The organism is Alkalibacterium indicireducens, from assembly GCF_039522005.1.
GTDB classification, from domain to species: Bacteria; Bacillota; Bacilli; order Lactobacillales; family Carnobacteriaceae_A; genus Alkalibacterium; species Alkalibacterium indicireducens.
This window is the reverse complement of sequence record NZ_BAAADA010000144.1, coordinates 1-3,887: the sequence shown is the minus strand read 5'-3', so window position 1 is coordinate 3,887 and position 3,887 is coordinate 1. Positions and strand designations below refer to the sequence as shown.

Annotated in this window: 5 protein-coding genes, 2 tRNA genes and 1 rRNA gene; 4 read left to right on the top strand and 4 right to left on the bottom strand. The window is 40.9% G+C overall.

Features of this window, described 5'->3' with window-relative positions:
• The first annotated feature begins 157 nt into the window (after positions 1 to 157).
• From rrf to ABFX15_RS08430, 4 genes are all read left to right on the top strand, one after another.
• Positions 158 to 273 (top strand): 5S ribosomal RNA (gene rrf / locus ABFX15_RS08445).
• A gap of 32 nt (positions 274 to 305) precedes the next feature.
• A tRNA-Asn gene (locus ABFX15_RS08440) sits at positions 306 to 378 on the top strand.
• A 27-nt stretch (positions 379 to 405) separates the two neighbouring features.
• Positions 406 to 478 (top strand) — tRNA-Thr (locus ABFX15_RS08435).
• 169 nt (positions 479 to 647) lie between these two features.
• A complete protein-coding gene (locus tag ABFX15_RS08430) occupies positions 648 to 1,835 on the top strand; it encodes a hypothetical protein (protein WP_346025009.1) in 1,188 nt (395 codons plus the stop codon).
• A gap of 229 nt (positions 1,836 to 2,064) precedes the next feature.
• Here the strand turns inward: ABFX15_RS08430 and ABFX15_RS08425 are convergent, their stop codons facing one another.
• The 4 genes from ABFX15_RS08425 to ABFX15_RS08410 all read right to left on the bottom strand — a co-directional run bounded on the left by ABFX15_RS08425 (position 2,065) and on the right by ABFX15_RS08410 (position 3,787).
• On the bottom strand, positions 2,065 to 2,901 hold the full coding sequence (locus ABFX15_RS08425; protein ID WP_346025008.1) for an HAD family hydrolase: 837 nt from the start codon (positions 2,899 to 2,901) through the stop codon (positions 2,065 to 2,067).
• Between the two features lie 180 nt (positions 2,902 to 3,081).
• Positions 3,082 to 3,291 carry a helix-turn-helix domain-containing protein gene (locus tag ABFX15_RS08420; protein ID WP_346025007.1) on the bottom strand — a complete coding sequence of 70 codons (210 nt, stop codon included), beginning with the start codon at positions 3,289 to 3,291 and terminating at the stop codon, positions 3,082 to 3,084.
• A gap of 15 nt (positions 3,292 to 3,306) precedes the next feature.
• On the bottom strand, positions 3,307 to 3,492 hold the full coding sequence (locus ABFX15_RS08415) for a hypothetical protein (protein ID WP_346025006.1): 186 nt from the start codon (positions 3,490 to 3,492) through the stop codon (positions 3,307 to 3,309).
• On the bottom strand, positions 3,479 to 3,787 hold the full coding sequence (locus ABFX15_RS08410; protein WP_346025005.1) for a hypothetical protein: 309 nt from the start codon (positions 3,785 to 3,787) through the stop codon (positions 3,479 to 3,481). The genes ABFX15_RS08415 and ABFX15_RS08410 overlap by 14 nt, the downstream gene beginning before the upstream one ends.
• Positions 3,788 to 3,887 lie beyond the last annotated feature (100 nt).

Genomic DNA, 3,887 nt, shown 5'->3' with positions numbered 1-3,887 from the left:
GAGGACTTAACCACAAGAAAGAAAGTATAGCGAGGCGGAATCATCTGCCGAGCGAAACTGGACTGACGTGTCTTAAGGGTAAGTGGTGTTGTTTCGTGTTGATCAGCTGTCTAGTTTTGAGAGAACAAGGTTCTCGAGTTTAATAAAAGAGTCACTGTGCGGTGACGATGGCGGGAAGGATCCACCTGTTCCCATTCCGAACACAGCCGTTAAGCTTCCCAGCGCCGAGGATAGTGAAGGGTTTCCCTTTGTGAAAGCAGTACGTTGCCGTGCAGCTCTTTTTTTGTTATAATAGCATTAATTATTCCGCAATAGCTCAGTTGGTAGAGCGCACGACTGTTAATCGTGTTGTCGCAGGTTCGAGCCCTGCTTGCGGAGTTTTTTTTTGAAATAAAACACATATACGCCGCTTTAGCTCAGCAGGTAGAGCGCATCCATGGTAAGGATGAGGTCGCCGGTTCAAGCCCGGCAAGTGGCTTAGATAAAGATATCACTTAACTGTGGTGTCTTTTTTTGTATGAACATAACCATCTTGAACCTAAATAAGAGCTGGAACCAGTGAAGATGAGCATATCAGCTGTAATTTTGAAGGCAATAAGGTAATGTATCCCTATAAAAGTTTACAAAAGATAAGGGAGAGAAAAAGAATGAAGAAATTATGGTTAGTGGGGATAGCACTGCTCATAATGGCAGGCTGTGATAACGGGGAGGTTCCGTCTTCTGCTGATGACGAAGTGGTTTCAGAAGACATTGAGGAACCGGTTGACACAGAAGACGACGAGAGTGAAGGTGAAGTGGCCCCTGTCACAGATGATTCAGTGGACACAGAAGAAGTGGAACAGGGAGAAGAAATGGCTTTTGTTCTGCAGATATCAGATGAAGCCAGTGGACTCTCTGCCGAGAATGATGAAGTCCTTTCATTATTGAAAGGGTTGGTTGAGGAGTCAGTGACAGGCGAATTAGGAGAGGATGGGGAAGTCCGTGCTCAATATTCAGGTCTGTTCCTGACAGATGAGACAAGCCTATTGTACGTGGTCTTTCTGCTTTCAAACCGGTCTCAGGAAACCATGACGAATATAGGTCTGACACTTTCTGTTGTTACTGATGATACGACAATTTTTGAAAACAAGCAGATCTATCTTGACCAAGAACATTTTGGCGTGCTGGAACCTAATACTGTCATGCCCGTGTATGTTGAACTAGATGTTAGTCAGCTAGGTGTAATAGAGGAATTAAGTGACAGTCGTCAAGAAACAACCTATATAAGCAATGTCATGTATGATATTCCAGGAGAAAACCCAGATTCCAGAGATCCTGAAGGCTACGAAGCCGGCTATCGTCCGGAGTATATATTAATGGAGTCTGAGAATGGGCAAAGCAGGTCCGGAGAATGGGAAGAGAATAGTCCAGAGCTGGAATATGTGATACCTGAGAATCTAGAAGATGAAGACATTAGCTTAGCCCTATTGCAGGTCGAGAATGTCCTTGATCTTGCCCAGGCTGAATCAATAGCCAATGATGTGACGATTTTCTGGACTGGAGTTGCACAGCAGAATGTCGAAGAAGATAACTGGGAAGGTATATTCTTACTCATGAACAGGACAGGGATGGATTACAAGAATATCGAATTTGGGTTTACACTTGAAGATGAGACAGGAAATGTCGTATTTGAGAACCAGAGCATTTCCTTACCGGAAGATGAATTTGGCGTGTTTAGAGATGGAACGATGATACCGATTTTTATACCCATTCCTGATGAGGGTGAAGAAGCATTCATGGGAATTCTTGAACGTTACGGTGCAATGTACAGATTCGAATCATGGGAAGCTGAATGATAGAAGGAAGTGCAAGATAGTTACTGTCAGTACTTGGATATAAAAGATATATACTAATACGAAAAAACTCCTCATTTTGTATAGAGGAGTTTTTTTTGATCTATTATATCGAGAATAATAATAAGAGGAACAACAGTAAGAGATATGGTATTGTGTTTGGTATATTTAACAGTGACTTATAAGAGAGTAAATGAATGTATTACTTCTTCTATAAGTACTCACAATTATCCTAAATCAATCCAAAGTGCTTGAAGGCATTGTACAATCCGTCGTTTTCTACATCATCTGTGATATAGTCGGCCATTTCTTTGATCTCAGGTCCACCGTTGCCCAAAGCGACACCCGTTGTGCAGTATTCGAGCATCGGAATATCCACTTTTGCATCTCCAAAGGCAATGGTGTGTTTGTTCGATTTCTTTAAATGGGTCATAAGTAAATCTAAAGCTGTCTGTTTATCAATATTTTCCAAGGCAACATCTCCAAACAAAGCAGTTTCTCCTGCACCGCCCCAGGTTCCTACTTTAAAGTCACTGAACACTTCTCTAGCTTCCAGATAATCATTGTAATGATCCAGAAGAAAACTGATTTTATTTACCTTTTCACGATACAGGTCTTCACCAAAAATCATTTCCGGGAAGACGTCTTTTATAGTTAAGCGGTCGGCGTCTTCCTTACCTTTGCGGGCACTGTATATTTGAATAGTCTTCTGGGCTTTCTCTGCAAAGTATTCACTGCCATACAATCCTTCATTACTTTCCAGGTAAAATTCAAGTCCTTTGCCATGCAGCCAATCTACGATCTTTCTGCAGCCATCGTAGGTGAGACTGCGTTCAGCAATGACTTTTCCGTCACTCTCGATATAACTGCCGTTTCCGCCAATGTATCCGTCAAAACCTATAGCCAGTATTTCTTCGTACATCTCAGCTTTGCTGCGTCCAGTGACTGTATATATTTTATGGCCGTTTTTTTGAGCGAGTTTAATTGCCGTGACTGCACTTTCCGGCAGCTTATTTTCATAGGTAACCAATGTCCCGTCCACATCTAAGAATACATAATGTCTATCCACTTTATTGTCCTCCTTGATTTATGTGTCACTAGTACCAAACAATATCTAAAAAGAAAACCTGAATAACCACCGGCTAAGACACTCGTCTCGTCGGTCAGTTATTCAGGTTTTGCCTAGTCGAACTAGTCACAATCCTTATTTATCTATAGTATACCAGATATTATCGGCTTTTCCAGATGCTCATTCATTACTTTCATATTCCAGGATATCACCAGGCTGACAGTTCAGCGCTTTGCATAGTGCCTCTAGAGTCGAGAAACGGACAGCTGCAGCCTTTCCTGTCTTCAGCTTGGATAAATTCACGTTGGAGATACCGACTTCTTCTGCCAGATCCTTAAGGAGAATTTTCCGGTCAGCCATAACTCGGTCTAATCTAACTATAATTGGCATGAAATAAAACCTCCTTTAAACTGTCTCATCTGATAGTGTCTGTAGTTCGATACCATAATTAAATATTTCAGCAGCAACGTAGAGGATCAGTCCGATCACAAAGTAACTGCTTAGAGAGAAGAAGAAGTAGCTTGCATCTTCTGCAAGAAGAGTTACTAAACCGGAATAGATGATAGGGGTGACAGCATCAAATCCGATCATGATATAACTTATCTTCTTTAAGTTCATCTGGAGAGAAGGGTGTATATCCTTCATAGAGTTTGTCGAAAAGCTGACTTCCTTTCAGTAATACATAAACATGGATAAGCGAGAATATTGGAACAGCAAATAAAGCAGCACGCTCCAATACCTCATCGGTAATAGGATTTCTTTGAAATTGAAAAAAGGTAAAGCCGGCAGGTTCAAATTGTAATGAACCATTAGCTCTGAAAAGAGTAACATAAAGGCCGACTACTATTATAAAAATAAACATTCCGGCTAGTACTTTAAATATCACAGATCACTAGTGTTGCATAAAACTTAGAATAAATGATTTTCACACATTGTTACTTTCATCACAAGTATTTTTCGTTAAAATTTCCAAAAAAGTCAATTGC